Genomic DNA, 24,375 nt, shown 5'->3' on the forward strand with positions numbered 1-24,375 from the left:
ACAGCCAGCATTCGTTTACATCCCTGCACATGCAGGAGGAGGTTGCATCATGACACATCACGTGTGGCAGTTATTCATCATTGGGAGCATTATGCTGATCTGCATCATCTTTCGAATGAATCGAATGAGACGCTATCAGCTTGTGCGCCCGATCAGTCTTTTGATGAGAATGTATGTATTTGGACTCACTGCCCTTATTCTCTTATTAGAAGGCTGGCAAAATCACAGCATTTTCATCTATGCCGCTATTGGTATGCTCTTTGGAAGCAGTCTGGCCGTTCATGCCTATGAGACGATCCGCATAAAAGAAGAAAATGGCCGTCTTTATGTGAAAACGAGTAAATGGATTGAAAGCTTCATTTTATGCTTATTTTTATCACGACTTAGTTTTAAGCTGGGTGAGCTGACGAACCATTCGCTCACAAAAATTGGTGTCGTTGAACTGTATCAGCATATTGTGAGTGATGATGCCATGACCATGCTCAGCTTTTTTCTGTTAGCTGCTTACTATGTCGTTTTTTCTTATCAAATGATGAAAGCAGGTAAACGAGCAGCACATACGCATCATGCGTAAAAACCTTCCTATATGAGTAGGAAGGTTTTTATTAGTCATGCTGTGCATGATGAATCATTTGTTCAAGTACTTCCATCACATGCTGATCTTCAGGACTGTAAAAGATCGATGTCCCTGCTCGTCTAGATTTCACGAGACGAAGGTTTTTTAAAAAACGCAGCTGATGAGAAACAGTTGATTGCATGAGATTCAGCGTTTCTGCGATATCATTTACCGAGTATTCACCTTGAGACAGCAGGTGCAGAATACGAATACGTGTCGGATCAGATAAGGCTTTAAACGTTTGGGAGACAAGAAATAAACTTTCTTCATCCAGCTCCATCCGTTCCTGTTCTTGATTTGTATTCAGTTCTTCCTTCATTTCGCTTCACCTTTCTTGTTAGTCAAATCACGACTTATTCTATGTATCATCATATACTAAAACGTCCGGCGTGCAAAGCGGGCACACTTTAAACAAAAGATTTATTCAAATAGCATTGACACTTGGTAGCATTCTTTTTAAAATGAGCATTATTTATTCATTTTTAGAGGAGCTGATAGGCAAATTGACTGAAGAGCCAAGACTAAAACGCAGCCTGACTGTCTTTCCACTTGTTGTGATCGGGCTTGCTTATATGGATCCACTTGTCGTATTTGATTCATACGGCATTGTTGCTCAGCTGACGAAAGGACACGTCGCTGCAGCTTATATATTTACGTTACTTGCATTACTATTGACAGCGCTTAGCTATGGGAATATGGTGAAGGCTTTTCCAAAAGCAGGATCTGCTTATACATATGCGCAAAAAAGTATTCATCCTCATGTCGGCTTCCTTGTGGGCTGGACACTTTTACTGGATTATTTATTTCTGCCTATGGTGAATTTTGCGATCGGAAGTGCTTATTTAACCGCAGCCTTTCCTGATGTACCTCATTACATTTGGATCATCATACTTGCTATCGCCATAACGACTGTCAATGTCATCGGTATACGGCTTACAGCCAACATTACGGCGCTGTTTGTGACGTTTCAGGTCATTGTCGCCGTCACCTTTGTTGGGTTTGTTATTTATGGGCTCACGCAAAACGCTGGCAGTGGAGAGCTATTGTCAGCCCGGCCTTTTTATTCAGCGAGCTTAGATCCAGCGCTTATTTTTTCAGGAGCGACCATTTTATGTTTCTCCTTTCTAGGATTTGATGCCATTTCCACTATGTCTGAGGAAACCATTAAACCAAAAAAGACGATTCCGCTTGCCATTTTCTTAACAGTTGCGATTGGAGGCGTACTATTTACGTTGACGTCTTATTTTTTGCAGCAGGTGTTTCCAAATTTTCAGCAGTTCAAACATCCTGATGCAGCCTCACTTGAAATTGCAGAATTTGTGGGCGGCGCATTTCTCCACTCGTTCTTTTTAGCCGGCACAATGGTCGCTGTCATTTCTTCCTCCTTATCGTCACATGCGAGTGCAGCAAGGCTTTTATATGCAATGGGAAGAGATCAATCGTTACCAAAGCGTTTCTTCGGGTATATTCATCCGAGATTAAAAACCCCTGTTTTTAATATTTTGTTAATCGGAGCTTTCTCCTTAACGGCAGTCGTTGGCGAACTTGAAGTCATTTATTCCTTTATCAGCTTCGGTGCGTTAATTGGATTTACCTTTGTGAATTTGTCTGTTTTTGCGTACTTTTTCATCAGACAAAAACAAAGAGGTGTACTGAATACATTGAGATATGCCGTGATCCCTCTATGCGGGACGGCGTTTTGCATTTGGCTGTTAACGAGCATCAGTACAAATGCATTAATCATTGGCATGATTTGGCTGATTATCGGTTTTGTTTATTTCTGCTTCAGGCTGAAAACAAGACCTGAATTTACGTTTGGATATGATTGATTATAAGGTTTTCACTTGGTATCCTGCACAGGATATGGCATAATGAAAAGGCTGTACTTCCCTTTTAAAAGCGGGGCAAAACAGGGGTGAACTGACCTTGAAAAAGAAAAAAACAGGATGTTTTGCCATTTCAGGCTGTTTCACGATTTTTCTCTTTGTTTTCGTATTAGCAGCCATTGCCATCTCCTTTAATCAAAAGGAGTTAAAAAAGCTGCCGATTGATACGGAATCAATTGTTTTGTCGAGATTGGATGATTACAAACCGCTTGTAGAAACAGAGTTAAGAGATCAAGATTTAGATCAGTATACCGGGTTAATCCTCGGTATGATGTATCAAGAATCAAAAGGCAGAGGCGGAGATCCAATGCAGGCCTCTGAATCTCTTGGTTTGAAACGAAATGAAATCAATGACCCTGAGAAAAGCATTAAACAAGGAGTCCATCATTTTTCGACTATGTACAAGCATGGGAAGAAAAAAGGCGTTGATTTGGAAACCATTATTCAAAGCTATAACATGGGAATCGGCTATATTGATTTTGTTGCAAAAAACGGGGGAAAACATTCCGAGAAACTGGCAAAGCAATACTCCAAAAAGCAAGTGAAACGAAACCCCAAGGTCTATACGTGCGGCGGCAACAAAGATAACTTCCGCTATCCGTATTGCTACGGTGACTTCACTTACGCTGAAAAAGTAAAAGAAAAAACGAAAACAGTTGAAGAAAAGATGAAATTGGCTTCTTCATCCACACCATCATCGTAAAAAACACTTCCGTAAAGGAAGTGTTTCAGATTGCTGACAAAGGGCTAAAATGATCTTTATTTTAGCTCTTTGTCTTCTTTTAAAGCGTGATAGAAAACCTTTGCAGCCCTAGGAAGGGCGAGCACCAGAGCGGAGCGAATTTAACATTCGTGAGCACTGGCGCACAGACCTGACAACGAATGCGAGGGTTTGTCTACACGCTGAGGCACTTCCGTCAAGGAAGTGCTTTTCATTTTATCGTTGCTCTTTCCCAATTTCCGGGAGGATCGTTTTTGCTAAATGCTGGTCCATTTCCTCATATTCATCATAATGAATCGTTTCATACAGCTCTTTTCTCGTTTGCATATCCCCAAGTATCCCCTGCTGCGTTCCCTTTTCCATGATTTCTGTAAATAAACGCTCATACGCTTTTGCAGCAACTCTAAGTGATGACACAGGATAAATGACCATTTGAAAGCCAAATACAGAAAATTCGTCTGCATGATAATAAGGCGTCTTGCCAAACTCCGTCATGTTTGCAAGGAGCGGACCTTTAATATTACTTGACGCATGCGTGAAGTCCTCTGCTGTGATGAGTGCCTCAGGAAAAATAGCATCAGCTCCTGCTTCTACGTAAAGATTGGCCCGGCGGATGACATCCTCCATTCCATTTACGGACTTTGCATCGGTTCTCGCAATCACCAAAAGCGTTGGTGCCGCTTGTTTGATGGCTTTGATTTTTGCGACCATTTCTTCTACTGGAACGAGTGATTTCCCGTTTAAATGCCCGCATTTTTTCGGCATTTGCTGATCTTCAATTTGAACAGCTGCCACTTTGCTCTCAACCATTTCTTTTGCCGCTCTTGCTGCATTTAAAACACCGCCATAACCTGTGTCCATATCGACCAAAAGCGGCAGCTGGGAAGCTCGAATCATCTCCTTCGCTTTTTCAGCCATTTCTGTTGAATGGATCATGCCGAGGTCTGGCAGTCCTTTGCTGGCACAAAAAGCGGCACCTGATAAATAGAGCCCTTGAAAGCCCATTTTTTTCGCATAGAGCGCAGACATTCCATCGTGAACGCCTGGAATTTGAAATAAAGCTGATTTGTTCATTTGTTCTTTAAAGACTGCGGCTAAATCAGCCTGACTTCTTTCTTCATTCACGATCCACACGCTAGCTCCCCCTTATATGACGAATAAGTCCATAAATGCTGGTACTGTTGTTGTTTTTAATTGATTTGGATTTTGGCAGAGTGACACAATTTGATCCACTTGTTTTTGTGGAAATCTTGTCTTTAAATGATAGACCCATTTCTTTTCAAGCAGCGGAATGCCTTCCTGTCTTCTTCTGCGATGACCGAGCGGGTATTCAATTTCAATTCGGTCTGTCATCGTCCCGTCTTTAAAGAAAATTTGTACACAGTTTGCAATCGATCTCTTTTTCGGATCTAAATAATCCTCTGTGTAACGTTTATCCTCTTTCACAATCATTCGATCACGAAGACGATCAATGGCTGGATTTTGCGCCGTTTCTTCTTCATAATGGTCAGCTGTTAGTTCACCATAGATCAGTCCAATGGCTGTAATATACTGCAAGCAATGATCACGGTCTGCTGGATTATAAAGCGGCCCTTTCTTATCAATAATCCGAATCGCTGACTCATGTGTCGTAATTTCTACCCGGTCAATTTCATCTAAACGATCTTTTACAGCGTCATGCAGCATCACAGCCGCCTCTGCAGCAGTCTGTGCATGAAACTCAGCAGGATAAGCAATTTTGAAAAGAACATTTTCTATGACGTATGATCCAAGGGGCTGGGCGAGCGTAAGTGGTTTTCCTTTCATAAGAACATCTTCAAAGCCCCACTTCTCAGCACTTAGGGGCGTTTGATAACCCATTTCCCCTTTACGTGTCATCATTGCCAGTCTCACTCCGCGGCTTGTTGCGTCCCCTGCTGCCCATGATTTCCTAGATCCTGTGTTTGGGGCGTGGCGATACGTCCTAAGAGGGGAATTATCAACAAACGCTTGTGATAAAACATGCTGGACCTCTTCTTTTGTTCCGCCAAGCATTGCACACACAACTGCACTTGTTGCCACTTTGACAAATAACACATGGTCCAATCCATTTCGATTTAGACAATTTTCTAAAGCAAGGACACCTTGAATTTCATGTGCCTTGACGATTGCATGCAGTACATCATTCATCGTTAGCGGCTCTTCTCCGTTTGCAAGGCGTGTTCTGCTGATATAATCACTTACAGCTAATATTCCGCCTAAGTTATCTGACGGATGCCCCCACTCCTGTGCAAGCCACGTGTCATTATAATCTAACCAGCGGATCATACAGCCAATATCAAAAGCCGCTTGAACAGGATCTAGCACAAACGAAGTGCCGGGAACTCTTGCTCCGTTTGGCACGACTGTTCCAGGTACGATGGGTCCAAGGTGCTTCGTACATTCTGGAAAATTAAGAGCAAGCATTCCGCACCCGAGCGTGTCTATGAGCACATACCGCGCGGTTTCAATGGCCTCTTTGCTCGTAATTTCTCCGTCTACTGCATAGGCAGCGATTTCTTCTAATAGCTGATCTGTTTGATTGGCGACTGCTGTTTTGTTCATGTTCATTCCCCCGTTTTTCCATCATCATTTGAAACCTTTAATCCTCTTGGCCCTAGATACCGGACTCTCGGTCTAAAAATGCGATTATGCAAATGCTGTTCAATCACATGTGCGGCTAATCCGCTAGCTCTTGCAGCAAAGAAAATGGGTGTATAAAGTGAAATAGGGATTCCGAGCACGTAATAAATAGGTGCAGCATAATAATCAAGATTTGGATAAAGGTTTTTCTGCTCTTTCATATATGCCTCTCCTGCTACACACATGTCATATAGCGTTGTATCTCCCTTCGATTCAGTAAGCGTTTTCAATGAACGTTTTAAAAGAGCGGCTCGCGGGTCCATTTTTCTCATGTATACTCTGTGGCCAAAGCCCATCATTTTTTCTTTCGCGGCTAATTTTCGTTCAATAAGCGCAAGAAATCCTTCTTTTGTTTTTCCTTCAAGAAGCATGTTCATGACAGCTTCATTTGCTCCTCCGTGGAGGTCACCTTTTAATGAAGAGATCGCTCCAGTAAATGCACCATACATGTCAGAATGCGTGGATGCAATCACTCTAGCCGCAAACGTTGAATTCGGCAGCTCATGTTCGCTATATAATGTGAGTGTTTGATCAAAAGCGGTAATTTCGTCTTGTGTCGGGGTGCGTCCAGTTAGCATGGATAAAAAGTTTTCAGTGTAGGATTTGGTCTGATCTGGAGAAATAGCGGCGTCTTTTGTGAGAATATAATAGCTTCCAGCAACAATGGCCGGCAGCTGTCCTAGTAATCGAACTGCACGCCTTTCTTGGCACGCTTCAGATCGATCATGTAATGCGTCATCATACCCTGCAAGAGCAGATAAACACGTTCTCATCGCATCCATAGGATGAGTGGTTTTTGGCAGCTTCGTTAATATAGTTTGAATGGTTGGATGTAAGCTCGTTTGTGAGGATATACCTTGCTGAAATTGGTGATATTCCATCTGATCTGGTAATCTTCCATAAATAAGCAGATAGGCTGTTTCTAAATATGTCTTGTTTTGTGCCAGCTCAATGAGGTCGTACCCGCGAATCACAATTTCCTCTTGCTCCACATCTAAGTATGATATGGACGTTTCGCTTGCCACAATGTCTTCAAGCCCCGGTTTATACTGCAATTGTTCAGTCATCATATAACCCCCGTTTCGTCCAATTGTTGATCTCCAAACGAGCAAACGGCCAGAAATGATGTGAATCTATAGATGGGAAGATACCGTGCTAGTCGGATATCCAATTTCCATTCTATCCAAAGCACTTCATCTTGTAAATAAAAGAACGTATGTCCAGTTGGACATACGTTAGCTGTAATATGGAGAAATCATGATATAGACAATGACGCCAGTGAGACTAACATAGAGCCAAAGCGGCATCGTCCAGCGGGCAATTTTACGGTGACGCTCGACCTGCATCTGTGCGCCTCTAAATAGTGTAATCAGTGCAAGCGGTACAATAATAGCTGAGAGCACAATATGTGTAATCAAAATAAAGAAATAAATCGGACGGATGATCCCTTCTCCTCCGAAATGTGTATCAGCTGCCATTGAATGATATGTTACATAGGAAATTAAAAAGACAAGTGTTGTTGAAAATGCAGCAAAAATAAATCGTCTATGTGCTTTAATGTTCTTTTGTTTAATCATAATGAGTGCTGAAAGTAAGAAGATAAACGTAAAGCTGTTCATCACGGCATTCAGTAAAGGCAGAAATGTAATATCCAGATGACTAAATTTATCTGATTTTGGCATTAAAAATAATAAAGCGATTAATCCGTTTATGGCAATTGTTAAAATGACAACAATGCCGGTGAAATTTTTCGGTTTTTGATTCTGTTCGTTCATGTTTGAAAACCTCTCTTTATTAGTTCCGACTAAGAGTATGTTATTTAACTTTCTCTATAAAGTCAATGAATTCGCTGTCTTCGTCGAATTTTAGACAAACTTGCCGATAATCGGCATTCTAACGGCTTGAAAGATCCATCCACTTCCTTTAAAATTGGAATTTATGTGATTTTTATCATTTCTTATATGAAAGGAGTAATGGACTTGTCAATCTTACAGGAAACACCCAAAGATGTGAAGGCGTTAGAGCAAGAATTACAGCAATTGCAGTTCCAAATGTATCGAATGCAAGAAAACATGAAAGATATTTCGAAAAAGGCAAAGATCATTGGCATTGATCAGGCGAAAGAAGATGAATGGATGATTGTCTCTGCCATTGAAAATGCTGATACATGTAAAATCATGCTGACCGATTGTGAAAAAGCTTTTCGCGGACAATCTGATTTTTCCTTAATTGCTGAATATCCTGAAGAAGGAAAGATTCATATTGCTGATATAAAAGGCCCTCCCGATAATGGATACGGCTCAATCTGTATGAAGCATTTAAAAGAAATCGCAAGAGAGCAGAACATCCCAGTTATCACAGGTGACCTCGTCAAAAGAGATTGGAATCACGTAGACCGATTGATTCACTTTTATGAAAAGCACCAATTTGATGTCCAAATCAATTGGAAAGAACAAAGCGGAGAAATTTATTGGGTGGACAGCTAACGACAAAAAAACAGCGTGTATGATGGAATATACGCTGTTATTTGTCGAAAATGCAAATTTTTCTGAAAAATGTGTGTTTTTTTGACCAAAAAAAGGGTACAATAAAAGCATCAGGCCGCCACCTGATGCTTTCTTCCAAAAAACAATAAGTTACTAGTTAAGTACTTTCACTTTGACTGATTTTACGCCCCAATTTTTTGCTTGGGATTTGCTTGGTACATGAACATCAATTTTGTTACCTTTAATTGCGCCGCCAGTATCTGCTGCGATGGCTTCACCGTAGCCTTCAACATAAACCTTACTTCCTAATGGAATGACATTAGGATCTACTGCAATCACTTTCGCATTTGGGTTTTTGTTTAAGTTTACCCCTGTTGCAGTAATACCTGAGATGCCACCATCATTTGCTGTATAAGCCGTAGCCGTTACAGTCATTTCTTTTTGTACACTTTGACTAGCAGAAGATGATTCTGCTTTAGCTGTTTCCTGTTTAGGAGCAGCTTTTTTCGGTGCTTCCTGTTTAGGAGCAGCTTTTTGTGTTGTTTGCTCTTTTTGGACAGGCTCCTGTTTTTGTACAGGCTCTGAGCTTACCGGAGCTGAGCTTTGACCAGCAACACTTAGTGTTGAACCAATCATAATTATATCTGAGTTTAAGTTATTCCAAGACTTAATATCGCTAATTGACACATTGAATTTTTGAGCGATTTTCCAGAGGCTGTCCCCCTTCTGGACTTTATACTGCTCCTGAGTTTTCTCTTTTGAAGAGATTGTCAATTTATCACCTACATAAATCATGTCTGTTGATAAATTGTTCCAACCCTTTAGGTCCTTTAGAGACACATCATTTTTTTGAGAGATTCCCCAAAGTGTATCACCTTTCTTCACAGTGATTTCCTTTGCAGAAGCTTGCTGTGCTCCAAATGCTGTTGTAGAGATTGCTGCAACAGCAACCAAGGACATAATAGTCTTCTTCATAAAGTAAATCCTCCCTTGTTAGCTTTTTATGGCGGCTAACGAGTGCTATCGTAACATATGTAAATGTCAATTCAATAACAAAACGATATGTTTTAGATTACAGTTCCTTTACATGAAACATCTCTCTCCATTGGTAAATCAGACCACAAAGCAGCTCGATTACCCGCCATATCAAGGTTTTGAAAGGATCAGAAACCTCCTGTTGAAAACGTGTCCAAACGCAGCGAAAAAAATTTATTTTTCTTCTTCAACCTTTTTATTTTTCTCTTTTTCTATAAATAAACGGATTTCTTCTAAAAAAACATCCCCGTATTTCTCTCTTTTTTGAGCGCCTATTCCCTTAATATGGAGAAGTTCTTCTTCTGTTTTAGGCTGAACGGCTGACATTTCCTTCAAGGTTTGATCAGAAAATACAACAAATGGCGGAACGCCCTGCTCTCTCGCCAGCTTCATTCTCACCGCTCTCAGCTGCTCAAATAATGCATCGTTTTCTTGAATCGCCTCTCTTTTCACTGCCTGCTTTTTATACACAGCCTCTTGCCCGACTAACACCTTCCTTCCTTTATGTGTCACTTTTAATGTTGGATAAGCTCCTTCAGACATGTGCAAATACTCTTCTGTAATTAAAAATTCGATGAAATCACTGATTTGCTGGGCTGATTGCTGCTTCATTAAAGCGTATGTAGGAAGACGGTCGAAACCGAGGTCAAGCACTTTTTTATTTTTAGAGCCTGCCAGTACTTGAGCAATCATCATTTTTCCAAAGCGCTCGTTCATTCTAACCGTACACGATAAAACCATTTGCGCTTCTCGAGTGACCTCTTCACGCTCTCTTTCATCAAGGCAATTACTGCATTTTTGGCAAGGGGCACTTGCTGATTGATCAAAGTAGTCCATCACAAATTGCTGCAGACATTGCTCAGTGTGACAGTAATCGACCATTTGTCTAAGTTTAAGCAGCTCATGCTGAAAGCGCACTTCATCTTCTGTTGACTGTTCAATGAGGAATCGCTGCATTCGTACGCCCTGCGGCGAAAACAGTAAAATGCATTCACTTTGGAGCCCGTCTCTGCCGGCGCGTCCAGCTTCTTGATAGTAGCTTTCAATATCCCTTGGAATTTGATGATGAATCACAAAACGGACATTTGACTTATTAATTCCCATGCCAAATGCAGATGTAGCGACCATAACCTGGATGTCATCGTTTAAAAACAGGTTTTGCTGCTCTTCTCTCATATCATCATCTAACCCGCCATGATAAATGCCAGCTTTGATCTTTTGTTTCTTTAGCCGATTGTAAATGTTTTCGGCTTCTTTTCTTGTAGCAGTATAGATAATGCCGGACTCAAGCTTATTTTTCTTCATATAATGTGTGATAAAGCGGTCACTATTTTCTCCTTTGACCACCTGAAAAGATAAATTTTCTCTAGCAAACCCTGTAAAAATGGTTTCTTCTTCGTTCATGCCAAGCTGTTCACATATATCTCGGTGAACCTTTTTCGTGGCTGTAGCAGTTAATGCGACAATCACTGGCCTTTTTGTCAGCCGATTTAAGCATTCTTGAATAAAGCGGTAGCTTGTCCTAAAATCATGCCCCCACTCAGATATACAGTGCGCTTCATCAATTGCAATTAAAGGGATCGTTAACCGGTCAAGCAGCTGAAAAAAACGCTCATTTTGTAAACGTTCAGGTGTGATATAAAGCAGCTGATATTCCCCATCTTCACATTTTTTCAGCCTTTTATTCATTTCAGCTACGGAAAGTGTGCTGTTTAAAAAGGACGATCGTATGTCCATCTCATTTAGCGCATCGACTTGATCTTTCATTAAAGAAATTAGCGGGGATACAACGATCGTTGTTCCTTCCATCATCAGGGCAGGAATCTGGTAGCAAACCGATTTCCCCCCGCCTGTCGGCATAATACAGACGGTATCCTTCTGTTTGTTTACAATCGATTCAATGGCTTGTTTCTGTCCCTGCCTAAAGGCGTCAAAGCCAAAGTATTGTTTCAGGAGTGCTTCTGCTTGTTCTAACATCCAATTCCCTCTCCGTCTTTTGTTTTGTCTATTTTAACATACATTCATGCCTCTTCCGGCCGACTGTGCAATTTCGTTTTTTCACAAAATAAAAAGCCATTTTCCGCAATGGAAAATGGCTTGAATCATCCTAGGAAAAGCTGCGGATGCCGTAATCTAAGTAAGAAAGTTTTAAACCACCACTCCTCAAAGTGGGTGTTTGCAGAAACGTTCCTGTCTTCCTCGCTAAGGAGGCATGACATTCCGGCTTCAATATAAAACTCCCTATTACAGCTTAAAGGTTAAAACTTAATTAACATTACGCGCATCGCAGCCTTTAAACTATATTACACGAAAGTTTATTAAATTTCAAGAGATCTTTTTTCTGTGAAATACTCATGTATACAAGTTATTTGTTCATGTGTACATAAGAAAAAATTATTCTGAAAAAATTTAACCTTCGCTTATGATCCTATTTTTCCTCATCTACATCAACATCTTGCTCTTCCTCTAATCTTTCATACGTATCTGAATGCATCTGATCCATTGTTTCTCTATTTGTTAAATCGCGCATTTGATCGGAGAATGAACGGTCAAATGCGTTTGGATCTTGAGTGGTTTCTTCATTTTTCTTTGCATCTATTGAATAACGTGTATATGGAACTGCTTTTAAACGCTCGTATGGGATCTCTTTCCCCGTTTTCTCACATATCCCATATGTTCCGTCTTCCATTCGTTTCAGTGCTGCATCGATTTCACCTTCAAGCTGATCATCGACTTGATCCAGCGTTTGTTCTGTCATGCGGTCTAAATAGATGCTCCCATGATCAGCGATATGATTTCCAACACCATTTGAAATCTCACTCGATTCAACGAGCATCGATTCTTCTTTCTTTTTTGATCCCTTCACATCTTCTTTTAATTGAATCAATCTTTCGTATAAATCAGCTTGTTGTTCTTTCGTTAAGCCCACGGTCAATCACTCCTTTCTCATTACCTTCCCGCTGAAAGGGAAAAGAAAACATCAAAAAAGCCGCCGCCTCTTTGGCAGCAGCTTTCTTTTCTTACAGATGGCGAAGTGCTTCTTCTACTGATTTTTCGCCTTTCATCAAGTCAAAGGACTTATTTTTCACATTGGATTCTGTTAAGCTCTCCACAAGAACAATGGCTACGTCCTCTCTTGAAATCTCGATGTTTTGATCATCTGGAATATGTTCGGCAGCTTCAATCTTTCCTGTCTTCTCCTCATGCAGCAGGGCACCTGGGCGGACAATCGTATAGGAAAGACCTGACTGTTTTAAGTGCTCATCGGCTTTTCTTTTTGCTTCATAATAAGTTTCCATACTTCCTTGCCCTTTTCCTTGATTCGGATCATCTGCATTATATGCACTAAGCATAACAAAATGCTGGATGTTTTCTTTTTTCGCTGTATCAACGAGGCGTTTTGCACCTTCTTGATCGACCGCAATGGTCTTATCTGCACCTGTTTTTGAGCCTGAACCAGCTGCAAAGATGACAGCGTCTGCTTGTTTCACAGCATCTGTCACATCTTTTTCAAGATCACCGATGACAGGTGCTGCACCAAGTTCTTTTAGTGCATCAGCTTGTTTTTCATCTCGAATGAGAGCAAGCGGCTCATGTCCTTTTTCTTTTAAATAACGAACGACGAGTCTGCCTGTATGTCCATTTGCTCCTGCAACTAACACTTTCATTGTTCATTCTCCTTTCTGTATCTGTTTCATCTTTATCCTTTTTTGCTATCATTCAAACACTTAAGCAGAAAAAAGCCCTTCTCATCAGATGGGAAGGGCTTAGCAATGTGCGATCTATAAAAATAAGAACGAAGAATGAGAAAAGTGCATATGATCTATGTAATCGCAAGATTGATCAGCAAAGATGTTTTGTCAAAATGGCTTGCACATCACTCAAATCCGTCTCTTTAGAAAAGTCGAGTTCAAATACTTTTGAGCTTGTGACAAGCAGCATACCTGTGTCCTGATCAAACACGCCAGCTTCTTGTATGGCAAAACTTTCAATTGATCGATACGGCAAGGAGACCCTGACTTTCTTCTTAGAAAATACGCGGTTATCGCCAAAGATCAGTCGTTTATTGGTAAAGCAAATTTGGTCGTGACGCAGTCTGTAAACAGCCTCAATTCTTTCCCCTTCAATCAATAAGGATTCGAATTTCTTATCATTTTGTTTACTGACAGAAAAAATACCCACGTAAACCCCCTCTTCCTGCATCAAATTCCTTTATGACAAAACGGCCACACGGCTCTGTGGGTACGTTTTATTCTCACTTATAGAATACGCTATAAATGGTTGTTATTCCATTACGAATAGATTAAATTTCATTTAACTTTTTCTTTTTGATCCGATGCTCTTTCCTCTACTTATTTAGACTGTTAAAGCAGGAAAAAAGTTTCAGTTCTTTTCGAGAAAAATGATGAATCATTTCCAATAAAAAAACAGTGATTATACCAAATCACTGTTTTTAAATGACTATTCGTCTTTTGGTGTATCAATCGTTCCCTCGGCATACACATCGGAAATCTGTTCAAGCGTAATCGCCATATCAGCGTCCTCGTGTTCATGCCATGCATTTTGATTTTTCTGCTCGTCATTTTGCTGCTTTTTCATCATCATCACCCTTTACTGTTTTTCTTAGTATGAGTGATGACCCTCAAAATCATTCAGCTGAAATATCTTCGAAATACTCCTTGTAATACCCGCCTACTTTACCCGTATTGTCTACGACAAACAGGAATTCTTCTGTTTCATTTTTCACTTCATATGTGCTTCCAACCGTTAATGCCCGGTCGACCATATATTTTTTCGCATTTGTATGTACACATTTTACTTGTTTTAACGTTTGAGCCGTTTGCCAGTTTTGATGGATCATGATTTAAAAACTCCTTTTTTCATCTATACATTTATTGTAGCCAAATTTTCGCGAAATGCAATGAGTGTTATGGATTGCTTTCAAACATGTCGTGTAATATGATAATTGTATACGTTTACATCTTTGTGCGTATACAATTTCGTTGCATGTCCGCTTTTCCCACCTAGAACTCGCAGAAAACAATCCATATCTTTAAGGAGGTTTGTTTATTTATGAGCTCTACAACACTTCAAATTAGTTCAAAACTCGAATCCTTTCTCCAAGGGACGAAAAAACTCTACATTAATGGTCAGTTTGTCACAAGTCACGATAACAAAACCTTTGCTACTCCTAACCCAGCCACAGGCGAAACCCTTATTGATGTTTATGAAGCAGGTGCAAAAGATATTGATGAGGCCGTAAAAGCTGCAAAAAAAGCCTTTCATGGTCCTTGGCGCTCCATGTCTGCCGCTGAACGCGCCCGCCTCATGTTCAAGCTTGCTGATTTAATGGAAGAAAATCAGGAAGAACTTGCACAGCTAGAAACTTTAGATAACGGAAAACCAATTAATGAAACAACAAATGCAGATATCCCCCTCGCTATAGAGCACATGCGCTATTATGCGGGCTGGACGACAAAAATGAATGGACAAACCATTCCTGTCAGTCAAGGATATTTTAATTATACCCGCCATGAGCCGGTTGGGGTTGTAGGACAAATCATCCCATGGAACTTCCCGCTGCTCATGGCTATGTGGAAAATGGGCGCCGCACTTGCAACAGGGTGCACCATCGTTTTAAAGCCAGCCGAACAAACTCCACTCTCTGCTCTTTACTTAGCAGAATTAGTGGACAAAGCCGGCTTCCCAGAAGGCGTGATTAACATCGTTCCTGGATTTGGCGAAACAGCCGGAGAAGCCTTAACTGATCATCCTGACGTGAACAAGCTGGCCTTCACAGGGTCAACAAGTGTTGGGAAATTAATTATGGAGAAAGCGGCTAAAACCATTAAGAGGGTCACATTAGAGCTTGGCGGAAAATCACCGAATATTATTTTACCTGATGCCGATTTAAAGAAAGCCATTCCAGGTGCTTTAAATGGCGTTATGTTTAACCAAGGCCAAGTATGCTGCGCAGGGTCCAGAGTCTTTGTTCATCGGAGCCAATACGATGAAGTGGTCGATCAAATGGCCAAATATGCAGGATCCCTCAAGCAAGGCGCTGGTCTTCATCAAGATACGCAAATTGGACCTCTTGTAAGTAAAGAACAGCACGAACGCGTGTTAGGCTATATTGAAAAAGGTAAATCCGAAGGGGCAACAGCCGTTGTCGGGGGCGATTGCCCTTATGAGGCTGGCTATTTCGTCTCCCCTACTATTTTTAAAGATGTAGAAGATGAAATGACCATTGCCAAAGAAGAAATCTTTGGACCTGTCTTATCTGCCATTCCTTACGATTCCATTGATGAAGTGGTTGAACGAGCTAACCAGTCTGAATATGGATTAGCAGCAGGACTTTGGACAGAAAACTTAAAGCATGCCCATGATATCGCTGCACGTCTTGAAGCAGGAACGATTTGGGTCAACTGCTATAATGTCTTTGATGCCGCCTCCCCGTTTGGAGGATATAAGCAATCAGGTCTTGGCAGAGAAATGGGATCATATGCCCTTAACAACTATACAGAAGTCAAAAGTGTATGGATTAATCTTCAAGACTAATGACGTCAAGAAAGCCGGTGACCCTGTCATCGGCTCAGATCGTTGACAAAGTGCTAAAATGATTTTTATTTTAGCACTTTGTCTTCTTTTCAGCGTGATAGAAAACCTTTGCAGTCTAGGAAGGACGAGCACTGGCGCGGAGCGAATTGACATTCGTGAGCACCAGCGCGCAGACCTGACACCGAATGCGAGGGTTTGTCTACACGCTGAGCCGGTGACCCTGTCATCGGCTTTTTTTGTGTTTGCATGTGACAGGCCAGCTCCTGAATATAGTATGAAAGGAAAGGAGCATGGCAAGCATATGCAAGATTTTAAATTGAGAGTAAACGAATTTATTGAAGAATTGCACATAGAAATGCAGCGAAGACAACGAGAAGATGGCGCCTTTGTTTTCTGCTTTGAAGGTCCAATGATGACAAATGCTTTTTTGATTATGCTGTTAAAGGCTGTTGGCGATTCGGATCAGGCTTTGGTTCATCAATTAGCAGAAGCGATACGCGAAAAACAAAATGAGGATGGGTCTTTTTCTTTGTATCATGATCAAACGGGACATGTAACAGCCACTGTGCAGGGCTATTGCGGAATGCTCGTTTCAGGCAGGTTTCAACAAGATGAGCCTCATATGGAAAAAGCAGCGCAATATATTCGATCAAATGGCGGATTAAAGAACGTTCACTTTATGACAAAGTGGATGCTCGCCGTCAACGGCATGCACCCGTGGCCGTACTTCTATGCACCACTTTCCTTTTTACTCATCCCTACATACTTTCCGCTTCACTTCTATCATCTTAGTGCATATGCAAGAATTCACTTTGTGCCAATGATGATTGCACTCAACAAACGATATACTTCTCATGAGAAATTTCCAAGCCTAGCACACCTTGATGCAAACATGTCTAAGAATCCATTTGACTGGTTTATGGCAAGAGAAGAACGTTCCACTCATCACTTTCTGACTTACATGCGATCGTATACAGCACTCGACAGCCGGCTGGACTTTTTCGGATATGAAGCAGCAAAGCGATATATGTTTGACCGCCTCGAAAAAGATGGCACACTGTACAGCTATTTAAGTGCAAGTATTTTTATGGTCTATGCACTTATGAGTCTTGGGTACTCCCCAGGACATCACCTCATTTTAAAAGCAGTCAAAGGCATGAAAAAGCTAGTCACTGACTGTCAGGGCAGAATGTATGCAGAAAATTCCACATCCACAGTTTGGGATACAGCGCTTGTCAGTTATGCTTCTCAAAAAGCTGGCAAAAAACAAGAAGACCCAGTCATCACAAAATCTTTCTCATACTTACTGAACCGGCAGCAAATGAAGAAAGCAGATTGGGCGATTCATAACCGGCATGCTGCTCCGGGAGGCTTTGGTTTTTCAGATATCAATACGAATAACCCTGATTGTGATGATACGCAAATTGTATTAAAAGCCATTCCTAAAATATACGCACCAGTTCAGTGGAAGCGAGGGTTTCATTGGCTTCTTTCCATGCAAAACCGTGACGGCGGATTCTCTGCCTTTGAAAAAAATCAAGATCACTTCCTGCTTCGACATCTGCCGCTTGAATCTGCGGAGGATGCAGCAATTGATCCATCGACTCCCGATATTACAGGCCGCGTGCTTCATCTCATTGGTCTTGAAGAGAAAAACATGTCACCGCCTATTCAGAGGCAAAAAGATCAATGTGTCAAATGGCTCCTAAATCATCAAGAGAAAAATGGATCATGGTTTGGCAGATGGGGGGTTTGCTATATTTATGGAACGTGGGCAGCATTAACAGGTCTAAAAGCTGCCGGCATCCCCTCCACCCATCCTGCTGTTCAAAAAGCATGCCGATTTTTAAAGCAGATTCAACGAGAAGATGGCAGCTTCGGAGAATCATGTAAAAGTGCAGAGGTAAAAACGTATGTCCCCCTTCCGTTTGGCACAGTGGTTCAGACGGCTTGGGCAGCAGAGGCACTTTTACAATATGAGAAGCCAGAAGACAAGACAATTTTAAAAGCCATCTCATTTTTGATCCATCATCAGCACACGAGTGAAGCCTTGCACTATCCAGTAGGCATTGGCCTGCCAAAGCAATTTTACATCACTTATCATAGCTACCCATTTGTCTTTCCGATGATGGCTTGTTCCACATTTTTAGAAGAAATGAGGCGTAAGAATGAATAAGGAAGAGTATCGAATGCAGCTCAAAGAGTGGCTTAGCTCCATTCAACCCGCGATTCAAGATGACAACATCCGTCAGAAAGTAGACCAATTATGGTTCTCAATGGATGATGAACATTCCAGTGAACAAGAGTGGTACGAACTGGCAGAACGTATTGCTGAGGACATGAACCCACAAGAAGACATGCGAGAGGTAGCAGCTGGAAGTCACAAGTTACCTCCTCTCCCTTACCGGTATGATGCACTAGAACCGTTTATTTCAAAAGAAATTATGTATTTGCATCACCAGAAGCATCATCAATCATATGTTGATGGTTTGAACCAAGCTGAGCTTGCATTAAAAAATGCAAGAAGAACCAATGATTTTAAAATGATCAAGCATTGGGAACGGGAGCTTGCCTTCAATGGTGCGGGGCACTATTTACATTGTATTTTTTGGTTTTCCATGAGTCCTTCAGGAAAACGAAAGCCCACTGGACAAATGCTTCGTCTCATTGAACAATCGTTTGAGAGCTATGATGCATTTAAATCTCAATTTTCAGCAGCGGCCAAACAAGTAGAAGGTGTTGGCTGGGCTATTCTCGTATGGGCGCCCAGATCTCAGCGATTAGAGATTTTACAAGCAGAACGCCATCAATTTTTGTCACAATGGGACGTGATCCCCCTTCTAGCCCTTGATGTATGGGAGCACGCCTACTACCTTCAATATCTGAATGAAAAAGCGAAATACGTAGATCGTTGGTGGAATGTAGTCGACTGGCGTGAGCCAGAAGCTAGGCTTAAGCAAGCACAGCAAGTGAGATGGACCCCTTTTTAAAACGATGCTCCATATAGGCTAATGCTTATATGGGGTATTTTTAGTTTACATAATTTTATTATTAACACCTTTATAAAGAATAGGTTGTTTTTTCAGAAAATTCGTTTAAAATAAGAAAGATATGTGAGGAAAGTGAGATGAAGCAATGAATGAATATTCTTTTAACCATTAGTCAATTTGCAGGAAGAACCTTTGCAATCTGGGTCATTATCTTTGCATGTCTTGGATTTGCTTTTCCTGACATATTTTCTCAGATTGGACCGTATATCCCTTTTTTACTAGGTGTCATTATGTTTGGGATGGGGCTTACGTTATCTGGTGAAGATTTTAAGGAGCTTTTTCGTAAACCTCTCTATGTGTTAATCGGGGTTTTGGCGCAGTACACACTCATGCCGCTGATCGCCTTTCTATTAGCTTACGGATTACGGCTGCCGTCTGAAATTGCAGTAGGTGTTATTCTTGTGGGCTGCTGCCCGGGCGGTACAGCATCCAATGTCATGACTTTCTTGGCAAAAGGCAATATGGCATTATCCGTAGCGGTCACAACTATATCGACCCTTCTTGCTCCCTTTTTAACGCCTCTCTTTATCTATATTTTTGCAAGATCATGGTTACCTGTATCACCGGAGGCATTATTTTTGTCGATTGTCCAAGTTGTGCTAATTCCTATTATCTTAGGGGTTATCGTTAAGGTATTTTTGAAAAAACAAGTAAACTATGCGGTTCAAGCATTGCCGCTTGTATCTGTTGCTGGAATTGTGTTGATCATTGCAGCGGTTGTCAGTGCAAATAAAGAGCAGATTCTTCAATCTGGATTGCTGATATTTGCCGTAGTTATATTACATAATGGACTTGGTCTCTTTTTTGGCTACCTGATCGCAAAGTGGTGGAGAATGGATATCCCTTCTCGTAGAGCGATCTCGATCGAAGTAGGCATGCAAAACTCCGGGCTCGGTGCAGCGCTAGCAACAGCACACTTCTCACCGCTCGCAGCCGTACCAAGTGCGATTTTTAGTGTGTGGCATAATTTATCTGGTTCCTGGCTTTCGACGTATTGGTCAAAACGAGGACAACATGACAGTGAAAAGAAAAAAAGCTAGCACCTTAACAGGTGCTAGCTTTTTATAATTGAAGATTATCCTTCAAGTAATAGCTGCTCAGGATCTTCAAGCAGATTTTTAATCGTAACAAGGAATCCAACTGCTTCTTTACCATCGACAATGCGGTGGTCATAAGAAAGAGCTAAATACATCATCGGACGGTTCTCAAAACGTTCTTCATCAATCGCCACAGGACGAAGCTGAATTTTATGCATCCCTAAAATTCCAACTTGCGGGCTGTTTAAAATCGGAGTTGATAGCAGAGAACCAAATGTTCCGCCGTTTGTGATCGTGAATGATCCACCTTGTAACTCATTAAGAGACAATTTGTTATCTCTTGCTTTTTTCGCTAGATGACCAATTTCTTTTTCAATCCCCGCAAATGACAATCTGTCTGCATCACGGACAACCGGTACGACAAGTCCTTCGTTTGCAGCAACAGCGATGCCGATGTCATAGAATTTCTTCAAGACAAGCTCATCACCTTGAATTTCTGCGTTAAGCAGCGGATATTTCTTCAGTGCTGCTACAACTCCTTTTGTAAAGAAGGACATAAAGCCAAGTTTGACATCATTTTGTTCTAGGAAGGCATCTTTACGACGCTTTCTTAAATCCATCACCGCTGTCATATCGACTTCATTAAATGTCGTCAGCATCGCAGCCGTTTGTTGAACTTCAACTAAACGTTTTGCAATTGTTTGTCTGCGGCGTGACATTCTTTCACGTTCAATAGGCTTACCTGGTTGTTCAGTTTGCACCGCAGCATTTGCTTTTGGCGCGGCTTTCGGTGCACTTGCAGGTGCTTCATTCTTTTGATAAGAAGCGACATCCTGCTTTCGTACCCTGCCCAGCGGATCTACGGTTGGAATCTCAGATAAGTCTAACCCCTTCTCTCTCGCTAATTTTCTAGCTGCAGGAGAAGCGATGGTTCTGCCATTACCAGCTTTCGGCTCTTCTTTCACTGCTTCTTCTTTTTGAGCAGCTGCCGGTTCTTCTTTCGATGCTGGTGCAGAAGCTTGCTCAGGTGCTGGAGCTGCGGACTCGCTTCCGCCAGCTTCACCTGCTGCAATCGTTCCGATGACCTCTCCAACTTGTACAGTGTCACCAGAATCTTTCAGCACTTCTTTTAATACACCAGATTCTTCAGCAGTCAGTTCGACATTGACTTTATCTGTTTCAAGTTCTAGCAGGTACTCCCCCTGCTCCACATAATCGCCCGGCTGCTTTAGCCATTGAGCAATCGTTCCTTCCGAGATTGATTCCGCTAATTCAGGTACTTTAATTTCCGCCATTTTTCATTTCCCCCTTAGTTTTTGCGAGTCAAGCTATCAGATACAATTCGTTCTTGTTCTTTTTTATGCACAGTTGGATCACCCTCAGCCGTACTTGAACGTCTTCTTCGGCCGATGTAACGTACTTTTACTTTTTCAGGCGCAATTTCACGTAAATATGGCTCAATGTATCCCCAAGCTCCCATATTTTGCGGTTCTTCTTGCACCCATACGATTTCTTCTAAGTTTGTCAGCTTTGTTAAAATTCCTTTAATATCTTTGGCTGGGAACGGATATAGCTGTTCCACTCTTGCAACGTGAAGCCAATCTTTCGGCTCTTCCATTTGAGTAAAACGATCACTAATATCAATGGATACCTTCCCGCTAGATAGCACGAGACGCGATACTTTTTCGTGTTCATGTACAAGACCTGGCTGTTCAAGAACTGGACGGAACTGTCCATCTGTTAATTCTTGGACTTCAGACAATGTGTTCGGGTTACGAAGCAGACTCTTCGGTGTCATAATGACAAGCGGACGAATCTCTTCACGAAGCAGCATTTTCGCCTGTCTTCTAAGAATATGGAAATATTGCGCTGCACTTGTCAGGTTCGCAACTGTCCAGTTATTCTCAGCAGCTGATTGCAGGAAGCGCTCTGTTCTTCCACTTGAATGCTCAGGACCTTGTCCTTCATATCCATGCGGCAACAGCATGACTAAACCTGATTTTTGTCCCCATTTTGCACGGCCAGCTGAGATAAATTGATCGAAATACACTTGAGCCGCATTTGCGAAGTCTCCGAATTGAGCTTCCCAAATCACTAACGTTTCAGGAGAATAGACATTATAACCATATTCAAACCCGATGACTGAGCCTTCTGACAGTGGACTGTTATGAACTGTAAACGATGCATTTGCATCACTTAGTTCATGAAGAGCAATAAATTCATCTCCCGTTTGACTGTCGTGAAGAACAAGGTTTCTTTGAGCGAAAGTACCACGCTCTGAATCCTGTCCGGTCATTCGAATTGGCGTACCGTCTTTTAATATAGATGCAAATGCGAGTGCTTCCCCAAGTGACCATTCTACTTTACGGTCATCTGTAAACACTTTTGCACGTTTTTCAAGGATCCGCTTCAGCTTACCAAATACTTGGAAATCATTCGGCCAGCTGATCAATTCTTCATTCAGCTTTCGCAATACATCAAATTCTACTGATGTATCCACTGCTGGGAAGCCGTTTGATACAGGCTCTGGCAGTTCGATTTCTTGAATCGTATGCTCTTTCTTTGAAGGCACCTTTTTATAAGCTTCTTCTATTTTTGCTGTCACAGCCTGCTCGATTTCTTCACGCTGCTCTTTTGTCAAAAGACCTTCTGAGACAAGTTTATCTGCAAAGATATTCTTGACCGTTTTGTGCTTTCTAACCGCATCGTACAGCATTGGCTGAGTTGTAGAAGGCTCATCCATTTCGTTATGACCGTATCTGCGGTAACCGATCAAGTCAATAAGGAAATCCTTCTTGAAGCGTTTGCGGTATTCTACTGCTAGCTGAACAGCCGCTAAACACGCTTCTGGATCATCTGCATTGACATGAACAATAGGAATCTCAAATCCTTTTGCAAGGTCACTCGCATATTTCGTCGAGCGAGATTCATTGCTTTCTGTTGTAAACCCGATCATATTGTTGGCAATAATATGGATGGTTCCGCCCACTTGATAGCCTACAAGTTGACTTAAATTTAATGTTTCTGCCACAATTCCTTCTCCAGGGAATGCTGCATCCCCATGAATTAAGATGGCTAACGCTTTTTCAACGTCTTGAACTGGATAGCCTTTTTGAGTACGTGATTCCTGAGCGGCACGCGTGCTTCCTTCAATGATTGGATCAATGAACTCCAAGTGACTTGGGTTATTAGCAAGCGTAACTCTCGCACTCTTTGTATCTTCGTCTTTAATTTGACGGTCAGCTCCAAGATGGTACTTAACATCCCCTGTCCATCCGTAGCTGATGCCAATAGAGCCCTCTGATGGAACGAGCTCTTTATTTGGCGCATGCTGGAATTCTGAGAAAATGATCTCATATGGCTTTCCTAACACATGTGCTAATACATTTAAACGGCCCCTGTGTGCCATTCCAATGTTAATATTTGAAGTCCCTTGTGTAACAGACTCTGAAATAATTTCATCAAGTACTGGGACAAGTGCGTCTAAACCTTCTATAGAGAAGCGCTTTTGCCCAACAAATGTTTTATGAAGAAACTGCTCGAACTGCTCAACTTCTGTTAATCTCTTGAATACAGAAACTAGTTTATCTGCTGGTTTTTTCTTAAATAGTTCACCAGATTCGATTGATTTTGAGAGCCAGTTTCGCTCTTCGAAGTCATGCACGTGATCAAACTCAAATGAAATGGTACGTTTATACGTATTTCTCAAATGGTTAATGGCTTCTATGCCGTTTGAGATGTGTTTTGGTGCATCCGGACTAATAATAGATATCGGAATATTCTTGACATCTTCTTCTGTTAAACCGTACTCCTTTAAAGGAAACAGCTCTTGTAATTCCTTTTCTTTGCGAAGAGGATTGACGGAAGCATTTAAATGGCCATACGTTCTGATGTCTTCTGCCAGTTTAACGACTGATGCTATCTTTTGGATTTGTTCAGAAGTAACTACGCTATTTTCTTTTTTCCCAATTTCCTCCTTCATTTCACTCGGTGGTGCACCAAGTTCATCAAATATGCCTCTTAGATCTTCATCAACACTAGTAGGATCTTGGACATACTGATCGTAGAGCTCGAGCACATAGCCGAGGTTCGGACCATGAAATTCTTCCCAACTCAACGGTTGTTTCACATCATTTTGAAACATTTTGAACACTACCCCCAACTTTGATCATCAAGTGATTGAACACTATCTCGATATAACTTCCAGAACACAATGACCAAATTTATGTAATAAAACGCTTCCAATAATATTCTACCACTGTTTTGGATTACTTTCTACATTCTTTGTTCAATTAAAGATAAAAAATTCACAGAAAAACAAAAAA

Annotated in this window: 22 protein-coding genes and 1 other RNA gene; 8 read left to right on the top strand and 15 right to left on the bottom strand. The window is 41.4% G+C overall.

What is annotated here, in order from left to right; translation table 11 throughout:
• The first annotated feature begins 49 nt into the window (after positions 1-49).
• Entirely contained in the window at positions 50-574 is a 525-nt protein-coding gene (locus AAZR19_RS13115) for a mother cell-specific membrane sporulation protein (protein ID WP_076841066.1), read from the top strand.
• Positions 575-605: 31 nt separating this feature from the next.
• Here AAZR19_RS13115 and czrA read toward each other — a convergent pair whose 3' ends face one another.
• Complete coding sequence (gene czrA / locus AAZR19_RS13120; protein ID WP_024422670.1) at positions 606-935, bottom strand: Zn(II)-responsive metalloregulatory transcriptional repressor CzrA; 330 nt, start codon at positions 933-935, stop codon at positions 606-608.
• A 184-nt stretch (positions 936-1,119) separates the two neighbouring features.
• Here czrA and AAZR19_RS13125 point away from each other — a divergent pair, with 184 nt between their 5' ends.
• Together AAZR19_RS13125 and AAZR19_RS13130 are read left to right on the top strand one after the other, a co-directional pair.
• Positions 1,120-2,445 (top strand): APC family permease, encoded by a 1,326-nt coding sequence (locus AAZR19_RS13125; protein ID WP_076841097.1) that lies wholly within the window; start codon positions 1,120-1,122, stop codon positions 2,443-2,445.
• Positions 2,446-2,542: 97 nt separating this feature from the next.
• Positions 2,543-3,205: a lysozyme family protein gene (locus AAZR19_RS13130; RefSeq protein ID WP_041109460.1), complete on the top strand. Its 663-nt coding sequence runs from the start codon at positions 2,543-2,545 to the stop codon at positions 3,203-3,205.
• 234 nt (positions 3,206-3,439) lie between these two features.
• On the opposite strand, the gene prpB is transcribed toward AAZR19_RS13130, so the two are convergent.
• From prpB to AAZR19_RS13150, 4 genes are all read right to left on the bottom strand, one after another.
• Entirely contained in the window at positions 3,440-4,357 is a 918-nt protein-coding gene (prpB, locus tag AAZR19_RS13135) for a methylisocitrate lyase (RefSeq protein WP_218677199.1), read from the bottom strand.
• Between the two features lie 12 nt (positions 4,358-4,369).
• A complete protein-coding gene (locus AAZR19_RS13140; protein WP_024422674.1) occupies positions 4,370-5,806 on the bottom strand; it encodes a bifunctional 2-methylcitrate dehydratase/aconitate hydratase in 1,437 nt (478 codons plus the stop codon).
• Positions 5,807-5,808: 2 nt separating this feature from the next.
• A complete protein-coding gene (gene mmgD, locus AAZR19_RS13145; RefSeq protein ID WP_434703454.1) occupies positions 5,809-6,951 on the bottom strand; it encodes a citrate synthase in 1,143 nt (380 codons plus the stop codon).
• Positions 6,952-7,119: 168 nt separating this feature from the next.
• Positions 7,120-7,659: a DUF420 domain-containing protein gene (locus AAZR19_RS13150; RefSeq protein ID WP_041109468.1), complete on the bottom strand. Its 540-nt coding sequence runs from the start codon at positions 7,657-7,659 to the stop codon at positions 7,120-7,122.
• Positions 7,660-7,857: 198 nt separating this feature from the next.
• Here AAZR19_RS13150 and AAZR19_RS13155 point away from each other — a divergent pair, with 198 nt between their 5' ends.
• Positions 7,858-8,370, top strand: coding sequence for a GNAT family N-acetyltransferase (locus AAZR19_RS13155; protein WP_029708157.1), 513 nt, complete (start codon positions 7,858-7,860; stop codon positions 8,368-8,370).
• A gap of 153 nt (positions 8,371-8,523) precedes the next feature.
• Here AAZR19_RS13155 and AAZR19_RS13160 read toward each other — a convergent pair whose 3' ends face one another.
• The 8 genes from AAZR19_RS13160 to AAZR19_RS13195 all read right to left on the bottom strand — a co-directional run bounded on the left by AAZR19_RS13160 (position 8,524) and on the right by AAZR19_RS13195 (position 14,266).
• Entirely contained in the window at positions 8,524-9,345 is an 822-nt protein-coding gene (locus AAZR19_RS13160) for a LysM peptidoglycan-binding and 3D domain-containing protein (protein WP_024422678.1), read from the bottom strand.
• Positions 9,346-9,579: 234 nt separating this feature from the next.
• Positions 9,580-11,382 (bottom strand): DNA helicase RecQ, encoded by a 1,803-nt coding sequence (gene recQ / locus AAZR19_RS13165; RefSeq protein ID WP_226014564.1) that lies wholly within the window; start codon positions 11,380-11,382, stop codon positions 9,580-9,582.
• 133 nt (positions 11,383-11,515) lie between these two features.
• Positions 11,516-11,701, bottom strand: a non-coding RNA gene (gene ssrS / locus AAZR19_RS13170) — 6S RNA.
• Positions 11,702-11,833: 132 nt separating this feature from the next.
• Positions 11,834-12,334, bottom strand: a complete 501-nt coding sequence (locus AAZR19_RS13175) for a TraR/DksA family transcriptional regulator (RefSeq protein ID WP_041109474.1) — start codon at positions 12,332-12,334, stop codon at positions 11,834-11,836.
• A gap of 91 nt (positions 12,335-12,425) precedes the next feature.
• On the bottom strand, positions 12,426-13,073 hold the full coding sequence (locus tag AAZR19_RS13180) for an SDR family oxidoreductase (RefSeq protein WP_041109476.1): 648 nt from the start codon (positions 13,071-13,073) through the stop codon (positions 12,426-12,428).
• Positions 13,074-13,248: 175 nt separating this feature from the next.
• On the bottom strand, positions 13,249-13,587 hold the full coding sequence (locus tag AAZR19_RS13185; RefSeq protein ID WP_024422682.1) for a PH domain-containing protein: 339 nt from the start codon (positions 13,585-13,587) through the stop codon (positions 13,249-13,251).
• 279 nt (positions 13,588-13,866) lie between these two features.
• Positions 13,867-14,004: a DUF4025 domain-containing protein gene (locus AAZR19_RS13190; protein ID WP_075611524.1), complete on the bottom strand. Its 138-nt coding sequence runs from the start codon at positions 14,002-14,004 to the stop codon at positions 13,867-13,869.
• Between the two features lie 49 nt (positions 14,005-14,053).
• Complete coding sequence (locus AAZR19_RS13195; RefSeq protein ID WP_024422683.1) at positions 14,054-14,266, bottom strand: DUF6501 family protein; 213 nt, start codon at positions 14,264-14,266, stop codon at positions 14,054-14,056.
• 212 nt (positions 14,267-14,478) lie between these two features.
• Here AAZR19_RS13195 and AAZR19_RS13200 point away from each other — a divergent pair, with 212 nt between their 5' ends.
• The 4 genes from AAZR19_RS13200 to AAZR19_RS13215 all read left to right on the top strand — a co-directional run bounded on the left by AAZR19_RS13200 (position 14,479) and on the right by AAZR19_RS13215 (position 20,053).
• Positions 14,479-15,963 carry an aldehyde dehydrogenase family protein gene (locus tag AAZR19_RS13200; RefSeq protein WP_024422684.1) on the top strand — a complete coding sequence of 495 codons (1,485 nt, stop codon included), beginning with the start codon at positions 14,479-14,481 and terminating at the stop codon, positions 15,961-15,963.
• Positions 15,964-16,264: 301 nt separating this feature from the next.
• Positions 16,265-18,139, top strand: coding sequence for a terpene cyclase/mutase family protein (locus AAZR19_RS13205; protein WP_197203075.1), 1,875 nt, complete (start codon positions 16,265-16,267; stop codon positions 18,137-18,139).
• Complete coding sequence (locus AAZR19_RS13210) at positions 18,132-18,953, top strand: superoxide dismutase (protein ID WP_218677272.1); 822 nt, start codon at positions 18,132-18,134, stop codon at positions 18,951-18,953. The genes AAZR19_RS13205 and AAZR19_RS13210 overlap by 8 nt, the downstream gene beginning before the upstream one ends.
• A gap of 149 nt (positions 18,954-19,102) precedes the next feature.
• Positions 19,103-20,053 (top strand): bile acid:sodium symporter family protein, encoded by a 951-nt coding sequence (locus AAZR19_RS13215; protein WP_197203073.1) that lies wholly within the window; start codon positions 19,103-19,105, stop codon positions 20,051-20,053.
• Positions 20,054-20,088: 35 nt separating this feature from the next.
• Here AAZR19_RS13215 and odhB read toward each other — a convergent pair whose 3' ends face one another.
• Both odhB and sucA read right to left on the bottom strand, forming a co-directional pair.
• Entirely contained in the window at positions 20,089-21,345 is a 1,257-nt protein-coding gene (gene odhB, locus AAZR19_RS13220; RefSeq protein ID WP_434703459.1) for a 2-oxoglutarate dehydrogenase complex dihydrolipoyllysine-residue succinyltransferase, read from the bottom strand.
• A gap of 14 nt (positions 21,346-21,359) precedes the next feature.
• Positions 21,360-24,194 carry a 2-oxoglutarate dehydrogenase E1 component gene (gene sucA, locus AAZR19_RS13225; protein WP_197203072.1) on the bottom strand — a complete coding sequence of 945 codons (2,835 nt, stop codon included), beginning with the start codon at positions 24,192-24,194 and terminating at the stop codon, positions 21,360-21,362.
• Between the last annotated feature and the right edge of the window lie 181 nt (positions 24,195-24,375).

Source organism: Bacillus sp. Je.9.29.b (assembly GCF_051129925.1).
Classification (GTDB): Bacteria; Bacillota; Bacilli; order Bacillales; family Bacillaceae; genus Bacillus; species Bacillus safensis.